Source organism: Gemmobacter sp. 24YEA27 (assembly GCF_030052995.1).
In the GTDB taxonomy this organism is placed as follows: Bacteria; Pseudomonadota; Alphaproteobacteria; order Rhodobacterales; family Rhodobacteraceae; genus Pseudogemmobacter.
The window spans coordinates 1-23,243 of the sequence record NZ_JASJPW010000010.1; the positions used below are offsets into that span (position 1 = coordinate 1).

General features: G+C 62.5%; 20 protein-coding genes. 15 read left to right on the top strand and 5 right to left on the bottom strand.

From position 1 onward, the window contains the following. Nucleotides 1-7: 7 nt before the first annotated feature. A complete protein-coding gene (locus QNO18_RS25160) occupies nt 8-541 on the bottom strand; it encodes a helix-turn-helix domain-containing protein (protein ID WP_283180179.1) in 534 nt (177 codons plus the stop codon). A 149-nt stretch (nt 542-690) separates the two neighbouring features. Here QNO18_RS25160 and QNO18_RS25165 point away from each other — a divergent pair, with 149 nt between their 5' ends. The 9 genes from QNO18_RS25165 to QNO18_RS25205 all read left to right on the top strand — a co-directional run bounded on the left by QNO18_RS25165 (nt 691) and on the right by QNO18_RS25205 (nt 11,739). Next, nucleotides 691-1,872: an MFS transporter gene (locus QNO18_RS25165; protein WP_283180180.1), complete on the top strand. Its 1,182-nt coding sequence runs from the start codon at nt 691-693 to the stop codon at nt 1,870-1,872. A gap of 279 nt (nt 1,873-2,151) precedes the next feature. Beyond that, nucleotides 2,152-4,752, top strand: a complete 2,601-nt coding sequence (locus QNO18_RS25170) for a PAS-domain containing protein (RefSeq protein WP_283180181.1) — start codon at nt 2,152-2,154, stop codon at nt 4,750-4,752. 287 nt (nt 4,753-5,039) lie between these two features. Further along, the gene (locus QNO18_RS25175) at nt 5,040-5,333 is read left to right on the top strand and encodes a hypothetical protein (RefSeq protein WP_283180182.1); all 294 of its coding nucleotides are present in this window, start codon (nt 5,040-5,042) and stop codon (nt 5,331-5,333) included. Then, complete coding sequence (locus QNO18_RS25180; protein WP_283180183.1) at nt 5,326-5,937, top strand: AAA family ATPase; 612 nt, start codon at nt 5,326-5,328, stop codon at nt 5,935-5,937. The genes QNO18_RS25175 and QNO18_RS25180 overlap by 8 nt, the downstream gene beginning before the upstream one ends. A gap of 177 nt (nt 5,938-6,114) precedes the next feature. After that, nucleotides 6,115-7,638: a sugar ABC transporter ATP-binding protein gene (locus QNO18_RS25185; RefSeq protein WP_283180184.1), complete on the top strand. Its 1,524-nt coding sequence runs from the start codon at nt 6,115-6,117 to the stop codon at nt 7,636-7,638. Nucleotides 7,639-7,761: 123 nt separating this feature from the next. Further along, the gene (locus QNO18_RS25190) at nt 7,762-8,628 is read left to right on the top strand and encodes a ribose ABC transporter permease (RefSeq protein ID WP_283180185.1); all 867 of its coding nucleotides are present in this window, start codon (nt 7,762-7,764) and stop codon (nt 8,626-8,628) included. 226 nt (nt 8,629-8,854) lie between these two features. Then, nucleotides 8,855-9,823, top strand: a complete 969-nt coding sequence (locus tag QNO18_RS25195; RefSeq protein WP_283180186.1) for an ABC transporter substrate-binding protein — start codon at nt 8,855-8,857, stop codon at nt 9,821-9,823. Between the two features lie 135 nt (nt 9,824-9,958). Beyond that, entirely contained in the window at nt 9,959-10,933 is a 975-nt protein-coding gene (locus QNO18_RS25200) for a substrate-binding domain-containing protein (protein WP_283180187.1), read from the top strand. After that, complete coding sequence (locus tag QNO18_RS25205) at nt 10,930-11,739, top strand: response regulator transcription factor (RefSeq protein WP_283180188.1); 810 nt, start codon at nt 10,930-10,932, stop codon at nt 11,737-11,739. Before QNO18_RS25200 ends, QNO18_RS25205 begins: the two co-directional genes overlap by 4 nt. On the opposite strand, the gene QNO18_RS25210 is transcribed toward QNO18_RS25205, so the two are convergent. Beyond that, nucleotides 11,710-12,939: an ROK family transcriptional regulator gene (locus QNO18_RS25210; protein WP_283180189.1), complete on the bottom strand. Its 1,230-nt coding sequence runs from the start codon at nt 12,937-12,939 to the stop codon at nt 11,710-11,712. The two genes, QNO18_RS25205 and QNO18_RS25210, sit on opposite strands and share 30 nt — an antisense overlap. 643 nt (nt 12,940-13,582) lie before the next feature. Between QNO18_RS25210 and QNO18_RS25215 the strand changes: the two genes are divergently transcribed. From QNO18_RS25215 to QNO18_RS25240, 6 genes are all read left to right on the top strand, one after another. Then, the gene (locus QNO18_RS25215) at nt 13,583-15,832 is read left to right on the top strand and encodes a TonB-dependent siderophore receptor (RefSeq protein WP_283180190.1); all 2,250 of its coding nucleotides are present in this window, start codon (nt 13,583-13,585) and stop codon (nt 15,830-15,832) included. A 176-nt stretch (nt 15,833-16,008) separates the two neighbouring features. Continuing rightward, the gene (locus tag QNO18_RS25220; protein WP_283180191.1) at nt 16,009-16,692 is read left to right on the top strand and encodes a Fe2+-dependent dioxygenase; all 684 of its coding nucleotides are present in this window, start codon (nt 16,009-16,011) and stop codon (nt 16,690-16,692) included. A 3-nt stretch (nt 16,693-16,695) separates the two neighbouring features. Further along, on the top strand, nt 16,696-17,784 hold the full coding sequence (locus tag QNO18_RS25225) for an alpha-hydroxy acid oxidase (RefSeq protein WP_283180192.1): 1,089 nt from the start codon (nt 16,696-16,698) through the stop codon (nt 17,782-17,784). A gap of 242 nt (nt 17,785-18,026) precedes the next feature. Further along, on the top strand, nt 18,027-18,440 hold the full coding sequence (locus tag QNO18_RS25230; RefSeq protein WP_283178873.1) for a transposase: 414 nt from the start codon (nt 18,027-18,029) through the stop codon (nt 18,438-18,440). Then, complete coding sequence (tnpB, locus tag QNO18_RS25235; RefSeq protein ID WP_283178872.1) at nt 18,437-18,787, top strand: IS66 family insertion sequence element accessory protein TnpB; 351 nt, start codon at nt 18,437-18,439, stop codon at nt 18,785-18,787. Before QNO18_RS25230 ends, tnpB begins: the two co-directional genes overlap by 4 nt. 58 nt (nt 18,788-18,845) lie before the next feature. Beyond that, nucleotides 18,846-20,477 (top strand): IS66 family transposase, encoded by a 1,632-nt coding sequence (locus QNO18_RS25240; RefSeq protein ID WP_283178871.1) that lies wholly within the window; start codon nt 18,846-18,848, stop codon nt 20,475-20,477. A gap of 109 nt (nt 20,478-20,586) precedes the next feature. Here QNO18_RS25240 and QNO18_RS25245 read toward each other — a convergent pair whose 3' ends face one another. The 3 genes from QNO18_RS25245 to QNO18_RS25255 form a co-directional block, all read right to left on the bottom strand. Continuing rightward, complete coding sequence (locus tag QNO18_RS25245; RefSeq protein ID WP_283180193.1) at nt 20,587-21,753, bottom strand: IS5 family transposase; 1,167 nt, start codon at nt 21,751-21,753, stop codon at nt 20,587-20,589. 64 nt (nt 21,754-21,817) lie between these two features. Next, nucleotides 21,818-22,291: a hypothetical protein gene (locus tag QNO18_RS25250; RefSeq protein WP_283180194.1), complete on the bottom strand. Its 474-nt coding sequence runs from the start codon at nt 22,289-22,291 to the stop codon at nt 21,818-21,820. Beyond that, nucleotides 22,288-23,238, bottom strand: coding sequence for a fatty acid desaturase (locus tag QNO18_RS25255; RefSeq protein ID WP_283180195.1), 951 nt, complete (start codon nt 23,236-23,238; stop codon nt 22,288-22,290). Before QNO18_RS25255 ends, QNO18_RS25250 begins: the two co-directional genes overlap by 4 nt. Between the last annotated feature and the right edge of the window lie 5 nt (nt 23,239-23,243).

Below are 23,243 nucleotides of genomic sequence, written 5' to 3' on the forward strand. Positions count from 1 at the left end.
GGCAGGTCTACCGTCGATGGCGGAGGGCCGGGACTTCCGGCCGGATGATCAGGCCGTCATACGACCGCAGCAGGAGCGCGTGGTGACGTGGCCGAAGTTGGCTTACTGCACCCGCGTATCTTTCCATCCGACAGCCCGCCCATTTTCCGCACGCAGCTGCAGGCGAGTGACCGGAGCACCGGTTTCGATATCGACCAGTGAAGATCGTGCTTCGCCCGGGCTGTAGAGATGGTCTTCGCCCCATTGGCGGAGCGCGACAATCACCAGAAACAGGCCGCGCCCTTTTCCCCGTCAGGACATATTCCCGATAGGCGGTGCCGTCAGAGGCTGGCGCCATTTCCAGGATGCCGCGTTCTGTCAGGTCGCGCAGCCGCGTTGCCAGCACGCCCCTGGCAATGCCGAGGCCGGTCTGAAACTCGCTGAACCGCCTTACACCGTGGAAGGCGTCGCGGATGATGAGCAGCGACCACCAGTCGCCGATCACATCGAGAGACCGCGCCACCGGACAACCGGAATTCCAAGGGCTGACCCGTTTCACCATTGCAGCCGACCTCCACCACGTGAATCTGGTTCTAAAATAGAACTAGACTGTAGCCTGCGCAAGTAGTTCTGAATTAAGACCAGAATTGAATGACAAGCAGGATCACCATGCAGCACGAAAGCAGCACTCTTCACGGGAAGGATGGCAGTTTGTCGAGGATCATCACCCTGGTCTTCGCCATCGCCGCCGGCCTCAGCGTCGCCAACATCTATTTCGCTCAACCCTTGCTTGAGTCGATGGCCCAGGATTTCGGGATTGCGCCGGCCGCCATCGGCCTTGTGGTAACACTGACGCAGCTTGGTTACGGGCTGGGCCTGATCTTCATCGTACCGATGGGCGACCTGGTTGACCGCCGGAAGCTTGTCGTCGGACAGGGCTTTCTGTCCGTTGTCGCGCTGATCGCCGTCGGCACCGCAAAGACCGAAGCGATCCTCTTTGCCGGTATGGCTGCGGTCGGACTGTTCGCCGTAATGGTTCAGGTGCTGGTATCCTTCGCGGCGACGCTCGCCACACCCGTCGAGCGTGGCACGGCTGTCGGAATGGTAACGAGTGGTGTGGTGATCGGCATCCTTGGCGCGCGCTTCTTCGCCGGTATGCTCGCCGACCTCGCCGGTTGGCGGGCGGTGTATCTGACCTCGGCGGGCCTCACACTGGCGATGGCCGGGCTGCTTTGGCGTGTCCTCCCGCGCAATCTGCCGCCCGAAAGCCCTGACAGCTACGCAGCGGCTTTGCGCTCTATCCCCCTTCTGTTCCTGACGGATCGCGTACTTCTGGTGCGCGGCATTCTCGCCTTGCTGATCTTCGCAGCGTTCAGCACCTTCTGGACCGCGCTGGTGCTGCCGCTCAGCGCTGCCCCATTCGGCTATTCCCACACCCAGATCGGCCTTTTCGGACTGGCCGGCATGGCGGGGGCTATCGCTGCAACGGGCGCGGGCAGGCTTGCGGATCGCGGTCTCGGTCAATGGACGACAGGTCTCTCGCTCACGCTCCTGCTGGTGTCATGGGGGCTGATCGCATTGCTGCCGATTTCAATTCCCGCCCTGTTGATTGGTGTCGTGCTGCTGGACCTCGCCGTACAGGCCGTCCATGTCACCAATCAAAGCATCATTTTCGACCGGCACCCGCAGGCGCGCAGCCGGCTCGTCGGCGGATATATGGCCTTCTACTCTCTCGGCAGCGCTATCGGAGCCATTGGGGCAACTACGGTCTACGCGCAAGCCGGCTGGGCCGGGGTTTCGACACTGGGGGCGGCATTCAGCGCGGCTGCGTTGCTCGGATGGGTTTTCACACGCCGTCTGCCTATGCGCATCAGGGAAACGGGCGACGATTGACCTGCGGACATTCGGAGCGACGGCTTTTGGGCTAAGAAGCCAGCGTAATGAGGCGGCCACGGATTTGGGACGCTCACAGCCTCAAGCATGTGTTGCAGGAACTCCCTGGCCGTCCTCCTGTCGGCTTTGTCGATGAGTGGGTCATCCCTCCATTCAAAAGAAAGGATCGGACCATCAAACCGTGGGATCAGACAGCCAGTGGTTCAAGAGCAACTTTGACATCCTGGACAGTACAGGCGCATGCTTCAGGAGCATCAGGCAGGCTATACGGAGGGGCCAATGTCAGCAATCGCGCTGCCACGCACGGTCAGGGCCAAGCTTCTGATCGCGATTGCCGCGATGCTGACACTGATGCTGGGCTCCGGCATTCTGGCCATCAGCGGGCTCAACCGTACCGGCAGCGCGCTGGCCTCGCTCAGTGAAGAGCGGCTTCCGGATATCCTCTCGGCGACAAGGCTCGCGCAGCAAAGCACGGCCCTGGCGGCACTTGCCCCTTTTGTCAGCTCTGTCGAGGTGATGAATCAGCTCGAGGCCGAAACGGTGCGGATCGATGGGATGATCCGCGATCTTGGTCAGCTGGTGGCGGATCTGCCCGACAGCGCATCTTTCGCCGGAGAGACCGGGCAGCGGGTGCGCGATCTTGCCAGCGGGCTGTCGCAGGCTATCAGGCAATTGTTGGAGGCCAGCCGCAAGACCCTGGAATTGCGGGCGGAAATGGTCGAGCTTCACTATGGATTTGAACGCCATAGCGAGGCACAGGAGGCTCTGGCTGCAGCAATCTGGACCAGTCCGAGGCAGCTGTTCTCTGAGGCAGTCGAGATTATCCTTGTTGCAAGGATTGCCGATGGCAGCTGGCAGCTCGATCAGCTGGAAGCGCGGTTCCAGGCGGTACGGGCCGGCCTGACTTCGGCCGAACTGCCGGCGCGCGCAGCGTGGATACCCCGCTTTCTGGACCAGCAGAACAGCCTTTTCGATCTGCGCCGCAACGAATTGCAATCGCAGCAGCGGGTCCGCTTTCTGCTGGCCTCGATCCATACGTTATCTGCAGATATGGGCGCCGAAGTGGCCGGGATCATCGCGACAACCTCAGCCGCTGCCGAGGTGCAAAGCGAGGCGCTGAGCGCGACGCTGGAACGAACCAAGCGCAATATCACAATTCTGGGGGTGATCGCCCTGGCTGCAGCAGCCCTCACGGCGCTATACGTCCTTACGGATCTGGCACGGAACCTTGATGCCGTCACCCGGGCGATGTCGCGGCTGGCCGCAGGCGACCGCAGCGCCGGCATCCCCGGCCTGCAGCGCAGTGACGAACTCGGCAGCCTCGCCCGTGCCGCCAGCGTCTTTAAGGATGCCAGTTTCGAGCGCGAGCGACTGGCTGAACAGGTGATCGAGGGCAATCGTCTCGTCGATGCGACCTTCACCAATATGAGCGATGGCATTTCGGTCTTTGACCGCGAGCAACGCCTGATCTCGTGGAACCCGCGTTTTCTGACGATGACCGGCCTTGCCGCCGACAGCATCCGCCATGGCATTGCATTTGGCGCCATCGCCGATCAGCTGCGCGCCGCGGATGTGACGCTGCACGGGCTCCATGGTGGCCAGGTATCTCATCTGGAAACCGCGAATACGCGCAGCAGCACCATGGCCTCGTATGAGATGCATCACCCGGACGGACGCGTGATCGAGATCCGCAGCCAGCCGATGCCCGAGGGCGGCTTTGTCACCGTTTATATGGATCAGACCGACCGCCGCCGCATCGAACGCCAGCTGCACCAGGCGCAGCGGATGGAGGCCGTGGGACAGCTGACAGGTGGCATCGCCCATGATTTCAACAACTTCCTTGCGGCGATCAGCGGTAATCTCCAGATGTTGCAGGATCGGCTCTTTGACGACCCCGAATTGTCACAACGCATTCTGCGAGCGCTGGATGCGACGGAACGCGCGGCATCTGTGACCGAGCGCCTGCTCGCTTTCTCGCGCCAGCAGGCCTTGCGGCCGGTGCTGACCAGAGTTGATGAGCTGATGTTCAACCTTCTGGAACTTCTGGGATATCGGCTCGCACCCACGGTCGAGATCCGGGCAGAGATCGCCCCGGACCTGCCCGCCATTGTGGTGGATCCGGGGCAATTGGAAAGTGCGGTACTGAACCTTTTGTTCAACGCCCGCGATGCTTTGCCCGAAGGCGGCACCGTGACCCTCAGCGCCACGATGCATAAGGGCGCGCTGTCTCTGATGGTCGCCGATCAGGGCATAGGCATGTCGCAAGAGGTGCTGGCGCGGATCTATGAGCCGTTTTTCACCACCAAGAGCAATGGGCGCGGCTCGGGCCTCGGGCTGAGCATGGTCTATGGTTTCATTGCCCAGTCCGGCGGCGAAATCTCGGTCGAAAGTGCTCCGGGCGCAGGCACCAGGGTCAGGATCCGGCTGCCGCTGCCCGTGGATATGTCGCCCGCTGCCACGTCGGGCGCGCTGGCTGAGGTGCCAGAACCTGGCCAGGGTCAGCATATACTGCTGGTCGAAGATGATCCTCTGGTGCGCGAGACGGTCGCCGATATTCTGCTCTCCCTTGGCTACCAGGTCCGCGAGGTCCCGGACGCCCGGGCGGCCCGGGAAGCGCTTGCACAGAGCCGGTTTGATCTGCTCTTAACCGATGTGCTGCTGCCCGAGGGTCTGACCGGCTTCGATGTGGCGCGCGACGCCGAGACCTTGCAGCCCGGACTGCCGGTGCTGTTCGCCTCGGGCTATATGCAGGTCGAGGGCGCGGGCGCGCTGCATTTGCCGGAAGGCGCCACAGTGCTGCGCAAACCCTTCCGGAAAAGCGAGCTGGCCCGGGCAGTCAGCTCATCCCTGCATCCCCCGGGGGATGGTGCAGCGGCCTGAGGCACTGCCCTGATGCATCTGCATTCCTTCACCGGGATGCATGGTCACCGTCAGTGTTCACAGCCAGATCGGGCGCCGCAGAGTCTTTCACCTCACCGCCCCTGCGCGGGATTCAGGGGCGTTCGAACTCATATTTTTTAATTTAATTCAATATTATAGCATATAGATGGCAGGATTCTATGCCTCTTCACGGCACAGTTCGACGGGCATCATTCTCCGCTCCGGTTTCGGCTTGATTCTTTATTTATTATAGCAGAATTAATAAATAGGCCTTTTGAGGAGGTGCCATGATATTCCTTGCTGATACCGCGAAAGCCGGGACCAGCCATATCCCGCTCTTTTTCGGGCGCGTGGATGACAGCGGGCGCGAAGGGTTGCAGCCGATCGCTGACGTCCCCCGGCTCTATAATAATTATGGCTTTGCGACCAAAAACCAGGCGGTCCCGGCCCGGCTGGTGAACCACGTTACCGCTGCAACCCTGGACGGGGCGGCCGCGGGGGTGGCGGATCACCCCGTGACGCAGGCCGGACTTGAGATTTGCACCCGAGATCGGGTAAAAATGGGGAAAAGTGTTGTCTGATCATAGTCTTGATGCCCTGGCCCAGCTTGTTGACACCCGTTCTGCCGGGAAGACCCGTTTTCTGATCGCACTGGCCGGCCCACCGGGTGCCGGCAAATCCACCATGGCGCGTCGCCTCGCGGAACGGCTGCGGAATGCCGATATCCTGCAGGCCGATGGATATCATTATGACAACATCCTGCTGGATCAGCTTGGTCTGCGCCACCGCAAGGGCGCGCCGGAGACCTTTGACATTTCCGGCCTTGCCGCGATGCTGCACAGGATCAGAACCGGCGAAGAGGTGGTCACCCCTGTCTTTGACCGCCGCCTTGACCTGGTGCGCGGTGCCGCCGGCCATCTGCCACCGGATGTGAAACATGTGGTGGTCGAAGGAAACTATCTGGCGCTTGAGACCGGCCCCTGGGCACAGCTGCGGCCCCTCTTCGATCTGATCGCATATATCGATGTGCCGGAGGAGGAATTGCGGCGGCGGCTGACTCAGCGCTGGACGGATCTCGGTTGTTCCGAGGCAGAGGTCGCGCAACATGTCGATGACAATGATATGCTCAATGTCGCGATGGTTCGCGACCAGAGCGGCGCGTTCGACTTCATCCTGCGGAGCTGACCTCTGCCTCTGAAACACGCTGACGGCCCGCCCTCCGGCGGGCCTTTTCCGTTTCTTCAGGGTCCAATTGTTAATGGACGATGAACAGGCATGCCTCAATTCGCAGATCATCCATTCACATAGAATCGCTTTCCTCTGCTCAGGGAGTGCCGCCCTGCGGCGAGAGAGGAGACAAAGATGCAACCCATTCTGGAAATGAGGAACGTCTCGAAGACCTTTGGCAGCGTTAAGGCGCTGTCGAATGTGCAGCTCTCGCTTTACCCGGGCGAAGTTCACGCGCTGATGGGAGAGAACGGGGCAGGCAAGTCCACGCTGATGAAGATCCTCTCTGGCGCCCACCGGCCTGATGCGGGGGCTGAGATTCTGATTGAGGGGAAGCCGGTGAACATCACCGGTCCGATCAGCGCGAGAGCGGCCGGGATCTCGATCATCTATCAGGAACTGGCACTTTCCCCCAATCTGACAGTCGCGGAAAACATCTTTCTCGGGCGCGAGCTGTCCCATGGCGGGGTACTGCGCCATGCCGAGATGGAGGCCTCAGTCGCACCGGTCCTCAAACGCCTCGGCGCGGGGTTCTCGGCTTCAAGCACAGTGCGCTATCTGAACGTCGCCAATCAGCAGCTGGTCGAAATCGCTCGCGCGCTCCATGCCGACAGCCGCATCCTGATCATGGACGAGCCGACAACGGCGCTGTCGGAACGCGAGACCGAAGGCTTGTTTTCCATGATCCGCCAGCTGCGCTCGGAAGGGCTGGCCATCGTCTATATCTCGCACCGCATGAACGAGGTTTACGAGCTGGCCGACCGGGTCTCGATCCTGCGCGACGGCACCTATGCCGGCACGCTGGACCGGGACGAGGCGTCGCCGGACGCCATCGTGAAACGGATGGTCGGGCGCGAGCTTTCCTCGCTTTACACCAAGACTGGCAGCGGCGTTGCAACAGCCGCGAGCACGATGCTGAAAGTGCAGGGCCTGTCGGACGGTCGCCGGGTGCATGGCTGTTCCTTTGATCTGCAGGCAGGCGAAGTCGTCGGCCTTGCCGGGCTGGTCGGGTCCGGACGGTCCGAACTGGCGCAGGCAATCTTTGGCGCCCGCCCCCGCAAATCCGGCGAGATGTGGCTGGACGGCAAGCCCTTTGCACCCCAGACGCCCCAGGACGCCATCGCCGCGCGCGTCGCCTATCTGACCGAGGACAGGCGCGGAGATGGCCTCTTTCTCGACATGTCCTGCGAAGAGAACATCAATACCGGCGTGCTGCGCAATGATGCCCGCTGGGGCATGGTGCTGAACCGCGCCCGCGCCCGCGAAAGAGCGGATGAATCGATCCGCAACCTCTCGGTCCGCGTCCCGAATGCGAGTTTCCCGGTCGGGGGCCTGTCGGGCGGAAATCAGCAAAAGGTGCTTTTGTCGCGCTGGCTGCAGATCCGGCCCAGGGTGCTGATCCTTGATGAGCCGACGCGCGGCGTCGATATCGGGGCGAAATCCGAAATCTACCGGATCATTGACGCGCTCGCCCAGGAGGGGGTGGCGATCCTTGTGATCTCGTCCGAGCTGCCCGAGGTGATCGGCGTCTCGGACCGCATTCTGGTCATGCATGAAGGCCGGATCAGTGGCGAGGTCGGCGGCGCGACGGGCATCGCCCCGACACAGGAGAATATCATGGCATTCGCCTCAGGGGTCGGGCTTTCAAGCGCCGCCTGAGACCGGATCCGGGCGCCATTTTGCGCCTGGCGTTACATCACGAGTGATTGGTGTTGCCTGCACGCTGCCGGGCCATTTTGTCCGGCAGCGTCAGGATTTCAGGGACGGGAGGAGGAACAGGCTATGAGCTCAACGGATACAACAATCGGCTTCAGCGCAGCCGAGCGGCAACGGCGTCTGAAGGCGATGATCGCGACGCTTGGCATGTTGCCGGTGCTCATCGTGGTGGCGATCGGATTTCATCTTTTGTCGGATGGACGTTTTTTCACCGGCCAGAATGTCTCGGTTGTGTTTCAGCAGGCTTCGGTGAACATCGTGCTTGCGGCGGGGATGACCTTTGTCATCCTGACGGCGGGGATCGACCTCTCGGTCGGCTCGGTACTGGCGGCGGCGGCGATGGCCGGGCTGATCGTCTCGAATATGCCCGGGCTCAGCTATCTGTGGGTCTTTGCAGCGCTTGGCACCGGGCTTGGCTTCGGGATGCTGAACGGCCTGCTGATTTCCTCGCTGAAACTCCCGCCCTTTATCGTGACGCTCGGTGCCATGACGGCTGTGCGTGGCATCGCGCGGCTGATGGGCAATGACACTACGATATTCAATTCCAATATCCCCTTTGCCTTTATCGGCAATGGCGCGATCCCGATCATTCCGGGTGTCTTCTCGCTGCCCTGGCTTGCCGTCATTGCGCTGCTGGTCATCGTGGCCTCCTGGTTCGTGCTGAAACGCACCGTGCTGGGCACCCATATCTATTCCGTCGGTGGCAATGAGGCTGCGGCGCGGCTGTCGGGGATCAAGGTGCCACGGATCTATCTGATCGTTTACGGCATCTCGGGTCTCTGCGCGGGTCTGGGCGGGGTGATGCTTTCGACCCGGCTTTACGCTGCGAACGGGCTGCAACTGGGCCAGGCCTATGAGCTTGACGCCATCGCGGCGGTGATCCTCGGGGCACTTCTTTCGTCGGCGGTATCGGCTCGATCTGGGGCACGCTGATCGGCGCGCTGATCATAGCAGTTCTGTCGAATGGCCTCGTACTGATCGGGGTCTCTGACATCTGGCAATATGTCATCAAAGGGCTGGTGATCATCGGCGCCGTCGCGCTGGACCGCTTGCGCCAGAAGGATTCTGCCCGGACCTGAGGCCGGGAAACAGAAGGCCGGATGCGCGGGCGGGTCTGCCGCCTCCGGCCATGGTGTTCAGGCCCGGGAGGAGAGAGTTAATGTTCAAGCATAATATGATGGCCGGAGCTGCTGTTCTGGCGCTGCTGGCCGGACCGGCGCTGGCCGAAGAGCAACCGGCAGGCAAGAAGCTGGAGCGGATCGGCATCTCGCTGGGCTCGATGGGAAATCCGTTCTTCGTCGCGCTCGCAAGAGGCGCCGAGGCCGAAGCGAAAACCATCAATCCCGATGTCGAAGTGCTGGCATTCGGCTATGATTACGATATCGCCAAACAATTCAGCCAGATCGACAATTTCATCTCGGCCGGGGTCAACCTGATCCTTCTGAACCCCGCCGATCCTGTGGCGATCGGCCCGGCGATCAAGCGCGCGCAGGATGCGGGTATTGTCGTGGTGTCAGTGGATACCTTTGCAGAAGGCGCCGATGCGGTGGTGACGACGAATAACGTGCAGGCGGGTGAAATCGCCTGCCAGTATATCGTCGACAAGCTGAAGGGCGAGGGCAATGTCATCATCCAGAACGGCCCCCAGGTCTCGGCCGTGACGGACCGGGTCAAGGGGTGCAAAACAGCGTTTGAGGCGGCTCCGGGCATCACTGTTCTCTCGGATGATCAGGATGCCAAAGGCTCGCGCGAGGGCGGTATGAATGTCATGCAGGGCCATCTGACCCGCTTTGACAAAATCGACGCGGTCTTTGCGATCAATGACCCGCAGGCGATCGGCACGGATCTGGCCGCCCGCCAGCAGGGCCGCAATGGCATCATCATCACCGCCGTCGATGGCGCGCCCGATATCGAAGTCGCGCTGAAAGACGATGCCGCGGTGATGATCGAGGCCTCTGCCTCGCAAAATCCCTATGACATGGCGCGCCGCGCGGTGGATCTGGGCGCGAAGGTGCTGAATGGCGAATCCCTGGCCGAGCCGGTCGAGCTGATGGATTCAAAGCTCGTGACCCGTGAAAATATCGGCGATTATGTCGGCTGGGCCACCGACCCCGCCGTCACCAATTAAGGCAAGCTGACGGGGCTCTGTGGGCGCGCTCCCTTCCCGGATCCTCTGATATCAGCGGCGGCGGTTCAGGCTTCTTCCTTCCGAAGCTTGCAACCGCCGCATTTTTCTGTAGCCTCCGGTCGAGGGAGGATGCGCATGAAGCCGGTTTGCCGCTTTATCATCCGATTGCGGCCACGGCTCGCCTTTTTGTGGCTGAGCGTGATGGCAACTGCGACCCCTCTGATGGCAGAGGCTCCGGAAACGCCCCGCCTGGCAGAGGTTATCATCGCCGCTCTCTCCAATCCGTTTTTCGCCCATCTGGCGCGCCAGATCGAGATAAGCATCTCGGAGCTCTCACCGGGAACAGAGGTCGTGGTGCGCTCCAGCGGCTATGACCTGAACCGCCAGCAGCGCCAGATCCGCGATGCTGTGGCGGAGGGGGCTGATTTCCTGATCGTCAATGCGGTCAATACGACCGGGCTCTCCGGGGTGATCGCCGAAGCGCGCGCCGCCGGAATCCCGGTGGTTGCGGTCGATGTGAAGGCCGAGGGGGCGGACGCCTTTGTCACCTCGGACAATGTCGAGGCCGGGCGGATCGCCTGCGCCTATATCGCGGACCGGCTGGGCGGAAAGGGCAATGTGCTGCTCCTTTACGGCCCGCCGGTTTCGGCCGTCCTGGATCGCAATGCCGGGTGTGGAGCGACGCTGGCGCTGCATCCCGGCATCACAATCCTGACCGAATATGGCGATTCCGGTGGCAGCCGCCTTGGCGGTCTGACCTATATGTCACAGCTGCTGCCGCGCCTGCCGCATATTGATGCGGTGTTTTCCTTCAATGACCCGACCTCACTGGGCGTGCTGCAGGCAGCGCGCGAGGCGGGCCGGAACGAGTTCTTCATCGTTTCTGTAGATGCTTCGCCCGAAGGCCTGCGCGCCATGACTGAGAAAGACAGCCTCCTCGTGGGCAGTATTGCACAATATCCAAAGGCGATGGCCGCTCAGGCGGTTCATGTGGCCCTGGCGCTCTTGCATGGTGAGGCTGTACCGCAGCCCGAACTCACAGTTCCTGTGCAGCTTTTTACCCGGGAGATGCTGGCCGAAGGCAAGAATTACTGGATGGATCCTCTGTGACGGCGTCTCAGACCAGCAGAGAAACCATCGCCGTGGTCGAGGACGATCCGGCACAGGCGGCTTTGCTTTGTGAATTGCTCGAGGCGGAAGGCTATCTGCCCCGCCCCTGCCCCAGGGCACGAGACCTGGCACTGCTGCTGGCAGATGAGCCGCCCGTCCTCGTCCTGCTTGACCTCGGCCTGCCGGACGAGGACGGGCTGGCTCTGGCGGCACGGGTGCGGGCTTTGCACCAGATCCCCATCATCATCCTGACCGGGCGTGGATCAGAGATCGACCGGGTGGTAGGGTTAGAGATCGGGGCGGATGATTATCTCGTCAAACCCTTCAGCCTGCGCGAACTCGCCGCGCGCATACGCGCCGTCTTGCGCCGCAGCACAGGTGTTGCGCTGCCGGGTCCGGGAGATGCGCCCCTGCGCGAAGGGTTCCGGTTCGGCGGTTGGGTGCTCGACACGCTGCGACGCAGACTGACCGATCAAAAAGGCAGTGCCGTGGATCTGACAGTCGGCGAATTCGACCTTCTGGCGGCACTGCTGGCCGCACATGGACGGGTTCTTTCGCGCGCCCAACTTTTGGATATGACGCGGCGCGGGCATGACGCAGTTTATGAACGCACAATCGACGTTCTGATCCTGAGGCTCCGGCGCAAAATCGAACCGGACCCCGCGCATCCCCGGTTGATCATGACCGAACGTGCAATCGGCTATCATTTCGCGGGCGCGGTCGAGGTCGTCTCTGCGGATAGCCCGCCGCGTCGCAACGGCCTCAGCGATCCGCGCTCAGGACAGCCGCCCCGCCAGCGCATGTGACCGGTCGCCCAGCATCAGCACGCTGGAATCCGGCGCGAGCAAGGCCGAAACAGGCAGGGTTGCTGCCCCCACCGGCGAAACCAGGGCACCAAAGCTGCCCCCCAGCAGCTCGGGTGCGATGATCCCGATGGCCGCAGCCTCATTGAAACGCGCCTGCACCTGCGCGAGAAGATCGAGATGCAGATTGCGTGGCAGAATACTGTCAATGATGATTGCTTCGAGGTCGATGACCGAAGTGATCGCGATGATCGCCTCGACCAGCGCCCCCGCACAATCCAGCGTCCAGTCCCGCACTGGCTGACGGGCCACTTCGGGCAACGGCTCAAGCGCACGAACGCGGGCGATCTGAATTCCCTGCGCGCGCAGGTGATCCATCAGCACGCAGATCGAGGCGCGGTGCAGCAGGCTGGTATATCGCGCAGACGACGCTGTCACTGATATCAGGCCTGAGGGTGAGACCGGCAGCGGCCCGAGCGCCGCGCTGTTTCCATTCGGGCCCGTATGAACCTTGCCATCCAGCACCAGGCCGCCGCCGATAAAGGTATCAATCGAAATATGCATGAAATCGCGGAACCGGGTGCCGCTGCCGAGCACAAGCTCGGCATGGGCGGCGGCTGTCGCATCATTTTCTACGAAAACCGGCATCTCTCCGCTGTCGAAGAAGCTCGTCAGATCCAGCGCCTGCCAGCGGCTGCCCAGGTCTTTGGGGAAGCCCAGCTCGTCGCTCCACCCGCCAAGGAAATAGGGGGCGGCAATGCCAAGACCCGCCACCGCAGCCCCGGGCGCACGGCCGGCCTGGGCGCGAAAATCCGCGATCGCAGCATTGCCCGCGCGCCGGACCCGGGCCGGGTCGGGGAAGTCATATTCCTGCTCCATCCGGGCGCAGATCTCGCCGGCGAAATCCAGCATCACCGCCTCCATTGCGCGACGGCCGATACTGATGCCGATACTGTAGAGCCGCGTCGGATTCACGGCATAGAGAACCGACGGCGATCCGCGCTTGCCAAGCCTTTTGCCAACCTGTCTGACGAAACCCGCCTGCTCCAGCCCATCGACAATATCAGCCACCGCTGCGGGGGTAAGATGCGCGACACGGGCGAGATCGGATTTGGAGGCCTCGCGCTGGTGGCGCAGCGACTGAAGCAGGAAACGCTCATTATACTGCCGCAGCCTGCCAGAATTGCTGCCCTTTCCTGACAATTGCCTGCCCTCTTTGCTGTTCCGGTGGGTTTTCCGCTATCACGTCCTAGCCTATCCGGTCTGCCCTGGCTGGGGTCAAGCCTGGTGCGGGCCTCGCCCCGCCATTTCTGACTAAGATCCGTCTTGCGTGGCTGGCTCTATTTAATATGGCAAATTTTCTAATTAACAGAGCTTCAGGGCGCGCGCTGCCGCCTTTTGAAAGCCCGGTTCCGGCGCGCCGTGACTCGCTTCTGATCGGCATTGTCGATTGCCCTTGCCGGGCGGGACGTCCGGACAGACCCCTGCGGCGTCAGGGCAGATATCAGCCGGCGCTGCGCTGTTCACTGTGCGACCTGGATCAGGTCGCGTGCAATTCCTTGCGCGCTTTTGCGTAAATGCACCAATCGCCGGCAGAATCCGGCTGATGCGCCAGATCTGTTGCAATTATGATGCAGCAATCACGCCATGCGGAACTTGCTGTTGTGCCATGTGTCACAAAGTGTTGACGAAAATAGTCAGGTGTTGGAAGGGCAACCAGGTAAAATTGTCGTAAATCGTCTTCTGCGGCAGCGCTGAAACCATAGAGCAAGCCAGAATTTCAAGCCAGCTCCCCCACATGTTCGCCCCGCGGCCCTCGGCCCGGATTCTTATTACGGGAGCCTCCATGAGCTATTCTTCGAAATCCACCGCCGGAAACGGCCTGCGTCCTTTGCCGACACTTGGGCTGCTGCCGGTCCTTGCGATCTCGGCCAGCATCGCCGGTGACGCTCATGCGCAAACCACCGATTCAGAGCATCTGGGCACCATCGTGCTGCATTCGGGCGGCGCGCAGGGCGAGGCCGCGACCGACTATCGCGTCACCGAAGGTTCTTCTGAAAAATTCACCCAGCCAATCGTCGATACGCCGAAGACGATCACCGTCATCACGCAGCGCCAGATGGAAGAGCGCAATGCCACCTCGGTGCTGGAAGTTCTGCGCACCACCCCGGGCGTGACACTCGGCTCGGGCGAAGGCGGCACGCCGATGGGCGACCGTTTCTTCATCCGTGGCTACCAGGCCGCCACCGATATGATGATCGACGGCGTGCGCAATCTGGGCCGGACCTCGAGTGAATCCTTCAATGTGGAATCGGTCGAGGTCGTCAAGGGCCCCGGCGGCGCCTATTCGGGCCGCGGCGCGACCGGCGGGTCGGTCAATCTCGTCACCAAACAGGCACACCTGGGCGAAAGCTTTAATACTGCCTCTGTCACTGTCGGCAATGGCAAGCATAAGCGCCTGAGCTATGACGGCAATTTCGACCTCGGTCAGGATATGGCGCTGCGTCTTAACCTGATGGCGCAGGATTCGGGCGTGCCGGGACGCGATGTGCTGAAGGATGACCGGAAAGGTATCGCGCTGGCCTTTGCCAAGGGCTTTGGTGCCAGCAAGGTTTCGCTGAGCCTCTCGCATGACGAGGCGCATGGCACCCCCGATCTCGGCGTGCCGATGGAGACCGCAGGCTGGCGGACCCGCAACGGCGGGCCGGCGATCTCAACCGCCAACCCGGGCCGCCCGATCGAAGTGATGCCGGACAGCGCGTTCTTCGGCTCGGCGCATCGAGACTTCCGCGATGTGACGAACCAGAGTGCGGTGCTGAAATTTGAACATGAATTCAGCGAGACCCTGAAATGGGATACCACCCTGGCCTGGATCGGGTCCGAGCAGCATTACCTGATGACGCGCCCGAGCATGAGCGGAACCACCGATCAGGTGGTACGCGATCTGCGTTCGGGTGCGAAAAAGAACCGGGCCTTCGCGTTCCAGACCGGCCTCAACGGATCGTTTGAAACCGGCACGCTCAAGCATGATTTTGCAGTTGGCCTGGAATATTCGAAAGAAAAGATCGGATCGGCGAGCCTGATCGGCACCGGCCCGGTTGTCGGAGGTAATCCGCAGGCGCCGACCGTTGGAACCACCCCGGTCGGCAACCCCAACCCCTATGATCCTGTGCAATATCCTGGCTACAGCTGGGGCGCGTGGGGCACTCCGATCGAGACCACGACCAAGGCGCTCTATCTCTTCGACACCATCCATTTCGACCCGCAATGGTCGCTGGATCTGGGGTTGCGTTACGACAAGTATGAGGTCGCAGACAACGCCCGGTCGCGCAAAGACAATATGCTGAACTACTCTGCCGCGCTGGTCTATAAGCCGGCACAGAATGGCACTGTCTATCTTGCCATCGGCACGTCGTCGAACCCGTCGGGCGAATGCGCAGGTATGGCAGGGGGCGCGGACGGCGCGGGCGCCTGTACGCTGACCGCGGCCAATGTCAATCTCGACCCGGAAAAGAGCAAGAGCTACGAGCTCGGCACCAAATGGGAGCTGTTTGACAGCCGCCTGCTGGTGTCGGCCGCCCTGTTCCGCACCGAGAAAAAGAACGCCCGTGTGACCGACCCGATCACCGGCGTTGGTGTTGCTCTGGCCGGCGAAAGCCGCGCGCAAGGCATTGAGATCGGCGTTGCGGGTCAGATCAATGATCAGTGGGGCGTCTCGCTCGGCTATGCCTATACCGATGCGGAAGTGATCAAAGGCGGCGGCACCACCGGCGCCAATGACGGCAAGCAGATGCAGTTCAATGCGAAGAACAGCTTCAGCCTGTGGTCGACCTATGCGGTCAATGACAAGCTGACCCTGGGTGGTGGTGCGACCTTTACCGACAAGCGCTGGCTTGATGCGGCGAACACGATGATCCTGCCGTCGCAATGGCGCTTTGACGCAATGGTCGCTTATGAGCTGACCGAGGCCACCGTGCTGCAGGTCAATATCAACAACCTTCTGGACGAGCGGCTCTATGACGCGTCGCATGTAGGGATTTTCGCGAACCGCGCGCCGGGTCGTTCGGTCACCGCCAAGATCGATTACCGGTTCTGAGCCGGGCCTCAGCCCCTGGCTCACCTGATCCTGGAAAGGGGCGGCGCCATGTCGCCCCTTTTCCACATCTGAAGGCGGCACATCTGCCGCCCGCCTTCCTGTCCGGCCCGCCCGATCCGGGCTTACCCAGGTACGGGTAGCGCGCTATCCTTGCCAGAAACCAGACGGAGCCACCGATGCTTGTCACCATTCCCGATCTGCTGACCAAAGAAGAACTGGCCTATATCCGTCAGGTGCTTGAAGGGACCGACTGGGTCGACGGGCGGGTGACTGCGGGCGATCAGGCGGCGCAGGTCAAGCAGAACCTGCAAGTCCCGCAAGACAGCCCCGTTGGCCGCGAATTGTCGCAGATCGTGGCGCGTGCGCTTGGCCGCAACCCGGTCTATTCCTCGGCGGTTTTGCCGCTGCATGTGCTGCCGCCGATGTTCAACCGCTATGATCCCGGCATGACCTTTGGCGCGCATGTCGATGGGTCGATCCGGGTCGTACCCGGCTCTGGCCAGCGCATCAGGACCGATGTCTCGACCACGGTCTTCCTGACCCCGCCCGAAGACTATGACGGCGGTGAACTTGTCGTGCATGACACCTACGGCACCCATAAAGTCAAACTGCCTGCGGGGGCTGCGGTGATCTATCCGGCGACCTCGCTGCATGCGGTGACGCCGGTCACGCGTGGCTCCCGCTGGGCCTCGTTCTTCTGGGCACAATCCATGCTGCGCGATGACTGGCAGCGTCATATGCTTTACGATCTGGATCAGGCGATCATGCGGATCCGGTCACTTTTGCCCGATGATGATCCGGCGGTGACCACATTGACCGCACATTACCACAATATGATCCGCCAATGGGCCGAGGTCTGACCCTTGCGCCAGGATTTCGCGATCCCGCCTGATGTCGTCGCTCTGTGCGATTATGCGAGGCTTGCGCAGGAGCGACTGCCGGCGATGGTCTCGGCCTGGCTGGACGGGGGCGCAGGCGACAGTGTGACCCATGCGGCCAATCTGACGGGCTGGGGCAGGATTCGGCTGGCGGGAGGAGTGCTTGCGGATATGCGCGGGGCCTCGACCGGCCTGTCGCTTTTTGGCCTGGCGCTGGATCATCCCGTGCTTCTGGCGCCGGTGGCTTATCACCATCTTGCCCATCCGGAAGGTGAAATCGAAACCGCACTAGGAGCGGCCGCGACCGGTGCGGTTATGACCCTGTCGACGCTGGCTTCGACGCGGATCGAGGATTTCGGTTCGGTGGCGCAGGGGCCCTGGTGGTTCCAGCTTTATGCCCAGGCCCGGCGCGAGGATACCGAAAGCCTGATCCGGCGCGCCGAAGAGGCGGGCGCCCGCGCGCTGGTGCTGACGGTCGATGCGCCGGTCAAGCTGCGCAATACCGAAGAGAGGATCGGGTTTCGCCTGCCCGACGGGATCGGGCCGGTCAACACTATCGGCATGGCGCCGCCCCGTGTTACCGCAATGCCCGGGCGCAGCGCCGCGTTTCTCGGGCTACTGGAGACACAGCCGAGATGGGAAGATCTCGCCTGGATCCGGGCGGCAACGCGCCTGCCGATTCTGCTGAAGGGGATCACGAGACCTTCGGATGCGATCCGCGCCATGGCAGCAGGCATCGACGGGATCATCGTCTCGAACCATGGCGGACGGGCGCTTGACGGCCTGCCCGCCTCTGCCGAGATCCTGCCCCGGATTGCCGAAGCCACAGCGGGGCGGGTGCCGCTGATCTGCGATGGCGGCATCCGGCGCGGCACCGACATTCTGAAAGCGCTGGCGCTCGGGGCGGCGGCGGTGATGGTGGGGCGCCCGCAGATTCACGCGCTTGCGACCGGCGGCGCAAGCGGGGTCGCGCATATGGTCACCATTTTGCGGGCCGAGCTTGAAGTGGCAATGGCACTGACAGCTTGCAACTCGCTGGAAGCGATCAGCCGTGATGTTCTGTGGCAGGACTGAATGGGGCAACAGGCCAAAGGGTATCGCCGTCTGGCTGAGGCCTGACCTCTTTCGTGGCCTTTCCGGCAGCCAGCCTGTCTGAAGCGTGATCGGTCCCTGCCCTGCTTTGAGCAAGCGATCGATTCGCCGCCCTTCCCTGGGAAGTTCCGAAAAACCAGCCTTTCAAGACATTTGTTGAAACGTATCCATCCGGTGAGGGCCGTCTGATGAAGGGGACTGATGTCGGCTAAGACGCTGACCTTATGGATGACCCTAAGTTCAGATCACAGATCGAGGTTCTCTCGGTTGTCGACAAAGGTCGGCGGCGGGAATGGACGGATGCCGAGAAGGTTCGGATTGTCGAAGAGAGCCTTCGGGGTTTTCGGCAATGCGCCGCGACGGCTCGGCGTTACGAGATTTCGCGGGCACTGCTGACGCGGTGGCGTCGGGATTTTCGGTCCGGTCAACTTGTCGCTGGCAGTCGCCCGCAGTTTCTTGCGGTGCAGGTTGCTTCGGATACTGCTGGCACGGCATGCCGCCAATCTACCACCGAGCCGACCTCCGACCGCGAAGACCACGTCGAGATCACGCTGGCCAACGGGCGCAGGCTTGCGGTCGCCGCCGCCATCGATCCGATGCTGCTGGCGCGTCTGGTGCAGGTTCTGGACCGGGCATGATCGCGTTTCCGGCTGGGGCGAAGGTCTGGATCGCGGGCGGGGTGACGGACATGCGCTGCGGGATGAACAGCCTGGCGCTGAAGGTGCAGCAGGGGCTGGGGCGCGACCCACACGGTGGCGAGATCTTCTGTTTTCGCGGGCGCAGGGGGGATCTGATCAAGGTGCTGTGGCACGATGGGGTCGGCATGTCGCTCTATCTGAAGCGCCTGGAGGCGGGGAAGTTCATCTGGCCGGTGAGCCGGGACGGCGCTGCCGTTCCTGTCTCGGCGGCGCAGCTCGGCTATCTTCTCGAGGGGATCGACTGGCGCAATCCGCGCTGGACGCAGCGGCCTGCCTCGGCGGGCTGACAGCCCCAAAATCCTTTGTTTTGTTGGACTGTTTTGCATCCCTGTGGTAGGCCTTCGCATGTCGGAGACCCCCTCGGAGATCGATATCCTGCGTGTTGCCCTCGCTGCGGCAGAGGCGCGCACTGCTGCTGCAGAGGATGAACTGATACAGGCGCGCGCCGTCGTTTCCGCCTCCGATGTGATGATCCGGCACTTGCAGCTCCAGATCGCCAAACTCCGCCGCGAGCAGTTCGGCCACAGCGCCGAACGCCACGCCCGGCTGATCGAACAACTCGAGATGCAGCTTAAGGATCTGGAGACGGACCTTGGGCAGGATCGGGCAAAGACGGATGCCGCCGTGGCGAAGACCACAGTTGCGGCTTTCGAACGTCGCCGTCCGTCCCGCAAGCCGTTTCCCGATCATTTGCCGCGGGAGCGCGTGGTGGTCGAAGCCCCGGCCTCCTGCACCTGTTGTGGGTCGACGCGCATCGTGAAGATGGGCGAGGACATCACCGAGACGCTGGAGGTCATTCCCCGGCAGTGGAAGGTGATCCAGACCATCCGCGAGAAGTTCACCTGCCGGGATTGCGAGAAGATCAGCCAACCACCGGCCCCCTTCCACCCCACGCCTCGGGGCTGGGCCGGCCCCAACCTGCTGGCGATGGTGCTCTTCGAGAAGTTCGGCCAGCATCAGCCCTTGAACCGGCAGGCCGAACGCTATGCCAAGGAAGGTGTCGAGATCAGCCTGTCTACGCTGGCCGACCAGGTCGGGGCCTGCAGCGTCGCGCTGCAGCCGATCCACGATCTGATCCGCACCCATGTTCTCGGCGCCGAACGACTACACGCGGATGATACGACCGTGCCACTGATGGCCAAGGGCGGGACGCAGACGGCCCGGCTCTGGACCTATCTGCGCGATGACCGCCCCTTTGCAGGCGGGGCACCACCTGCGGCGCTCTATTACTTCTCGACCGACCGAAGGATGGAACATCCGACCCGGCATCTGGCGGGCTGGACCGGCATCCTGCAGGCCGACGCCTATGGCGGATACAACGGCGTTTACGATGCGGCCCGCAAACCCGCGCCGGTGTTCAGCGCGCTATGCTGGAGCCACGCCCGGCGGAAGTTCTTCGAACTGGCCGACATCAAGGCCACCGCCCGTAAGGGCAGATCGGTCGCCGAAGAGATCTCGCCCATCGCGCTGGAAGCCGTCAAACGCATCGATGCCATCTTCGATGCCGAGCGCGAGATCACCGGCATGGGCGCCGAAGCGCGCCAAGATACCCGCAAGAGGCTGGTGCGCCCGATGGTCGAAGACCTGCACGACTGGATGCGGGCCGAGCGCGCCCGGATGTCGAAGCACAACCCCGTCGCCAAGGCCATCAACTACATGTTCGAGCAGGACGGCCGCTGGGACGCCTTCACCCGCTTCCTCGACGACGGCCGCATCTGCCTGACGAACAACTCAGCCGAACGAGCCCTGCGCGGTATCGCCCTCGGCCGCAAAGCCTGGCTCTTCACCGGTTCGCCCCGGGGCGGCGAACGCGCCGCCTTCATGTATTCCCTCATCGTCACCGCCAAGATGAACGACGTCGATCCTCAGGCTTGGCTGGCCGATGTCCTGGCACGACTCCCCGACATGCCAGTGTCGCGCCTGCCGGAACTGCTCCCCTGGAAATGGAAGCGCAGCCCCATCGCCAAAGCCGCATAACTGCGGCCTACGCCGGATGGTTACCGGTATTCTCGCATATGAGGCATTCGCCTCTCCGATGGGCAGGGGTGCCTCGCCGTTGTGCGCAGTTTGACCCGGCATGCTCCCCTCATGCGCCCAGCAATTTGGGCAGTCTGGCGAGGTTTCCGGCCGCCAACGTCAGGATGAAGCTCGACCGGACGCGCTCGATGCCGCGGAATACGGTCTGCGCGCTCCTGCCGATGGTCTTGGCCCAGCCAAAAGCCTCTTCGATCCGCTTGCGGTGCTTGAGCGACAGCGCATAGCCTTTGTGCCTGGTGGTGCGCCCGTCGATCGCGGAATGACGGGCTCGCTGGGCGACGCGCGGCGTGACGCAAGCTTGCCGCAGGTCGGTAACGAACTCTGCCGTATCATATCCTTTGTCGGCTCCCAGCGTCAGCCGCGGGGTCAAACCGGGGTCGTAACGGTGGATCATGTCGAGCGCGGCCCGCCGTTCCGCCCGGCCGCTGGCGCCCGTGAGGTCGGCCTGAACGATCAGCCCGCTACGATTTTCCATGATCGCATGGCCGATGAAGCAAAGCATGGCCCCGGTGCCCGGCGATTTTTTGTAAAGCCGCGCGTCAGGGTCGGTGGTTGAGACATGCGTTGCATTCGAGTGCCGCTTGCCCCGGAAGTCGACCTCGGCATTGCGGGTGCTGGGTTTCGGGCCAGGCATCAGGGGTGTCTCGTATCTGGTGGGCTGGGCATCGGCGGCGGTTCGGCGCACGGTCGGATCGCCTGGACCCTCGTCTTCACCCGGCGCGCCTTCGGCCTTGGGCCGGAAGCTCTTCATGGAAGCCCAGGCCTTCACCAGCGTGCCATCGACCGAGAAGTGGTCGTCCGACAGCAGCGGCGCGACCGCGCGATGCGCGAGAATGGCGGCCATCACCTTGCGCGACATCTCGGTGTTCAACAGGCGGTCGCGGTTCTTTGTAAAGACTGTCGGCACCCAGACATCGTCATCAATGCCAAGCCCGACAAACCAGCGAAACAGCAGGTTATACTGCATCTGCTCCATTAACTGCCGCTCGGACCGGACCGAATAGAGGATCTGGATCAGGCTGGCCCGGATCAACCGCTCCGGCGCGATCGAGGGCCGACCGAAGCCGATGTAGAGCTGCTCGAACTCGCCATCGAGGCTGGCGAGCGCGTCATTGACCACCTGCCGGATCTTGCGCAGCGGATGACGCGGCGGGATCCGATCCTCAAGATCGACGTAGCTGAACAGCGATCCGCTCGTCTCGTCCGTCCCACGCATCTTCTCACCCCAGCATCGCAATGCTCAGGGTGAATCATGTTCCAAATCCCGCGTCGAGGCCCGACTAAATCAGCAGCCTGCTAAACGCCATGGTCAGTCCGGCAAAACTGCATGCAAGCGCATCGCGCAGACGCGCTGCATTTTCGGGACGGCAAATCAGGGCACTGGAATACGCGGCACCGCTGCAGCCGTAGATCCCGTCGTAATCCACCTGACCCACACGTTCGCGCCCCGGGAAGGAATTGTGATCCAGCACCCCATGGCAGATCTCGGCCAAGAGCAGCGCCGGATGGTGCCAGACCGCCGTGAAATCGAGATCATCGGGGACAAGCTGCGCCGGATCAGGGGCCAGCAACCGCCCCCCGGGCCCCCGGATCCCGCCAGGCACAGGTGGCAAATCGCGGTTGCGACGGACAAGCCGGGCCGGGGCCGCAAGGCCAGCGGCAAGCAAGCCGGGCCGGATGTCCGCCCATGCCGCGTCATTCGCCGCCCGGGCCTCGGGCCAGTCATACATGCCGAAAGAGACCACAAGGCTCATGGCGCGTCCCCTTCCCCGTCCCGGTTTCGACGCCAGCGCGGATGCGGAACCGGCTCTTTCACTTTCCAGGCGAAGCGCCGCAGGATGCTGAAATAGCTGGGAAACACATAGCCTCCATTCAGCCGCGCCCAATCGCCGCGCGCTGCGCGACAGGTGGCGGGCAGCCGATACCAAGGCACACGCGGCAACTTGTGATGCACAAAATGCAGGTTGTTATAAAGAAACAGCGGCGCCAGAATGGAGCGCTCGACGATGATCGTGCGGCCGTTCGGATCTTCGGCCCATTGATGTTCGCAATAGGTGCGGATTGCCAGAAGGCCCAGCCCGATCCAGCCCGGGACCGGCACATAAAGCCAGACCGGGATCCCCATGCCGAACTGGATGAAGGCCAGCACCGGCACGAGGCCTGCAAGATGATGCGCCCAGGCGTTACGGGTCCTGGAATCCCCTGCCGCGACACGGTGCATCTCGGCCAGGGTAAAGCCGGTCACCGCAAACCAGGGGCCGATCACCACCCGTCCGATCAGCGTATTATTCGCGATCCGCGCCGCCCGAAGGATGCGCGGCATCCCGAGCCAGTCGAACAGCGCGATGTAATAGCTTTCGGGATCATCATGCGGGTCGGTCAGGCGCTCGTCATTATGATGCTGCAGATGGGTCAGCTTATAACTGCGATAGGGGTAGAAGATGCCGATCGGCAGCCAGACCAGCGCCTCGTTGAGCCGCGCATTTTTGGTCGGATGGCCATGCAGCACCTCATGCTGCAAAGAGGAATGCAGCGCGACAGTGACCCCGATGACAATCAGCGCCAGCCAGGGGGAAAGCGGATAAAGCCAGAACCCGGCCCAGAGCCAAAGCCCATAGCACAAAGCCAGCAAGCCCCATGTTGGCCATTCGATCCGCGGCGGCACCAGGCCTTCGCGCGGCAGATCAGGCAATGTGGTCATGAGGC

Coding starts and splice junctions, on each gene's coding strand:
- QNO18_RS25245 (WP_283180193.1), bottom strand. CDS start 21,753: ATGCGTGGGACGGACGAGACGAGCGGATCGCTGTTCAGCTACGTCGAT.
- QNO18_RS25220 (WP_283180191.1), top strand. CDS start 16,009: ATGCTTGTCACCATTCCCGATCTGCTGACCAAAGAAGAACTGGCCTAT.
- QNO18_RS25160 (WP_283180179.1), bottom strand. CDS start 541: ATGGTGAAACGGGTCAGCCCTTGGAATTCCGGTTGTCCGGTGGCGCGG.
- QNO18_RS25170 (WP_283180181.1), top strand. CDS start 2,152: ATGTCAGCAATCGCGCTGCCACGCACGGTCAGGGCCAAGCTTCTGATC.
- QNO18_RS25175 (WP_283180182.1), top strand. CDS start 5,040: ATGATATTCCTTGCTGATACCGCGAAAGCCGGGACCAGCCATATCCCG.
- QNO18_RS25200 (WP_283180187.1), top strand. CDS start 9,959: ATGAAGCCGGTTTGCCGCTTTATCATCCGATTGCGGCCACGGCTCGCC.
- QNO18_RS25230 (WP_283178873.1), top strand. CDS start 18,027: ATGGATGACCCTAAGTTCAGATCACAGATCGAGGTTCTCTCGGTTGTC.
- QNO18_RS25215 (WP_283180190.1), top strand. CDS start 13,583: ATGAGCTATTCTTCGAAATCCACCGCCGGAAACGGCCTGCGTCCTTTG.
- QNO18_RS25240 (WP_283178871.1), top strand. CDS start 18,846: ATGTCGGAGACCCCCTCGGAGATCGATATCCTGCGTGTTGCCCTCGCT.
- tnpB (WP_283178872.1), top strand. CDS start 18,437: ATGATCGCGTTTCCGGCTGGGGCGAAGGTCTGGATCGCGGGCGGGGTG.
- QNO18_RS25190 (WP_283180185.1), top strand. CDS start 7,762: ATGAGCTCAACGGATACAACAATCGGCTTCAGCGCAGCCGAGCGGCAA.
- QNO18_RS25250 (WP_283180194.1), bottom strand. CDS start 22,291: ATGAGCCTTGTGGTCTCTTTCGGCATGTATGACTGGCCCGAGGCCCGG.
- QNO18_RS25195 (WP_283180186.1), top strand. CDS start 8,855: ATGTTCAAGCATAATATGATGGCCGGAGCTGCTGTTCTGGCGCTGCTG.
- QNO18_RS25255 (WP_283180195.1), bottom strand. CDS start 23,238: ATGACCACATTGCCTGATCTGCCGCGCGAAGGCCTGGTGCCGCCGCGG.
- QNO18_RS25185 (WP_283180184.1), top strand. CDS start 6,115: ATGCAACCCATTCTGGAAATGAGGAACGTCTCGAAGACCTTTGGCAGC.